This window comes from Brevundimonas sp. (genome assembly GCF_032017145.1).
Taxonomy (GTDB): Bacteria; Pseudomonadota; Alphaproteobacteria; order Caulobacterales; family Caulobacteraceae; genus Brevundimonas.
The window spans coordinates 1-2,024 of record NZ_DALZQC010000212.1 but is presented as its reverse complement, the minus strand read 5'-3'; the positions used below and the strand labels follow the sequence as shown (position 1 = coordinate 2,024).

The 2,024-nt window shown below is 70.2% G+C and carries 2 protein-coding genes; both read left to right on the top strand.

The window, feature by feature from the left end; translation table 11 throughout:
- The coding region (locus RTU05_RS18045; protein ID WP_312599657.1) for a cytochrome P450 at positions 1-1,126 on the top strand (1,126 nt) is incomplete at its 5' end.
- A gap of 63 nt (positions 1,127-1,189) precedes the next feature.
- The coding region (locus RTU05_RS18040) for an FAD-dependent oxidoreductase (protein ID WP_312599656.1) at positions 1,190-2,024 on the top strand (835 nt) is incomplete at its 3' end.

The following is a 2,024-nucleotide window of genomic DNA, read 5'->3' as shown; positions in this document are numbered from 1 at the left end:
GACCTGTCTGAGAGGCCGCGAGGCGGCGCGGATCTTCTATGACGAGACCCGCATCGTGCGGGCGGGCGCCATGCCGGCGCCGGTCCGCCGCACGCTGCTCGGCGAGGGCGGCGTCCAGGGGCTGGACGGCGAGGCCCACCGCGCTCGCAAGGGCGTGTTCATGTCCCTGATGTCGCCAGCCCGTGTCGCGCGGCTGGGCGAACTGTTCGAAGCGGAGTGGCGGCGCGCGACCGTCGAATGGGCCGGCGAGGAGGACATCGTGCTCTATGACGCCCTGCAGCCGGTGCTGACGCGGGCCGTCTGCGGCTGGGCCGGCGTGCCGCTTGAGCCGCACGACGAAGCGAAGCGGGTCCGTCACCTGAGGGCGCTGTTCGACGCGGCGGGATCGCGGGGCCCCCGGCATCTGTGGTCGAGGCACGCGCGTCGCCGCGTCGACGCCTGGCTGGGCTCGATCATTGAAGACATTCGCGCCGGCCGTCTGTCGCCGGATCCGGACACGGCCGCCCACGCCTGGGCCTGGACCCGCGCCGAGGACGGCGAACCGTTGCCGATCCACACGGCGGCGGTCGAACTGGCCAATGTATTGCGGCCGACTGTCGCGACCTCGGTCTACATCGTGTTTGTGGCGCACGCGATGCAGGCTCACCCGGATGCGGCCCGTCTGGCCGTCGCCGACCCCGGACGTCGCCGCGCCTTCGTCCAGGAAGTCCGACGCTTCTATCCGTTCTTCCCGGCAGTGATCGGGCGTGTGCGCGCGCCGTTTCGCTGGCGCGACCTGGTCTTCCCGGAGGGCCGTCAGGTGGTCCTCGACCTCTATGGCTCCAATCACGATCCCGCACACTGGACTGATCCCGAGGCGTTCCGGCCGGAGCGGTTCAGCGACGGCTCCGGAGATCCGTTCGGTCTCATCCCCCAGGGCGGAGGGGATGCGGCGACCGGTCACCGTTGCCCCGGCGAAGGGATCGTCGTCGAGCTGATGGAGCGCGCCGTTGGCCTGCTCGCCGACCTGAACTACCGGCTGCCGGATCAGGATCTGGAGATCGACTTCCGCCGCCTGCCGGCCCTCCCCGGAAGCGGGTTCCGAATGAAAACGCGTGACGTCGGCCTGAATGAGGACGGCGCCTGATGCTCGTTCCCCGGGCAGGCCGGCGCCCTTCTCTCCCATCCACTCGCAGCAAAGGCTGACGCCATGAGCCGTTCGACGACCTCCTACGACCTGGTGATCATCGGCGGCGGGCCGGGCGGATACCCGTGTGCGATCCGGGCGAGCCAGCTCGGCCTGTCGGTGGCGGTCATCGACGACCGCGAACTGCTCGGGGGGACCTGCCTGAACATCGGCTGCATTCCGTCCAAGGCGCTGCTCCAGGCCACCGAGCGGCTGGAGATGGCGCGCAATCTCGAAGCGTTCGGCGTCATGGTCGACAATGTGCGGGCCGATCTTGACGGTGTCATGCGGCACAAGGGCAAGGTGGTGACCGAGCTTGGCGAAGGGGTCGCCTACCTCCTGCGCAAGCACAAGGTCGCCCGCTTCCAGGGCCGCGGCCGGCTGCTGGCGCGCGACCGGGTGGAGGTGCGCGCCGCGGACGGCGCTTTCGAGGTGCAGGCCCGCAAGGCGGTGGTCATCGCCAGCGGATCGGAAGCGGCGACCTTGCCCGACCTGCCCATCGACGAGCGGCGGATCGTCACCTCCGCCGGCGCCCTGAGCCTGACGGCGGCGCCGCGCCATCTGGCGGTGATCGGCGGCGGCTACGTCGGACTGGAGCTGGGGTCGGTCTGGCGTCGGCTCGGCAGCGAGGTCACGGTCATCGAAGTGCTCGACCGGATCGCCTCCGGCGTCGACTCGGAGATGTCGGCGGCGCTGCACAAGGTGCTCGAGGCCCAGGGCTTCCAGTTCTGCCTTGGGCACAAGGTGGTCGGATCGCGGATGGAGGGCGACGACGTCGTCCTCGACGTCGAGCCCGTGGGCGATGGCGCGCGAGGAACCATCAAGGCCGATGTCGTGCTCGTGTCCATTGGCCGACGTC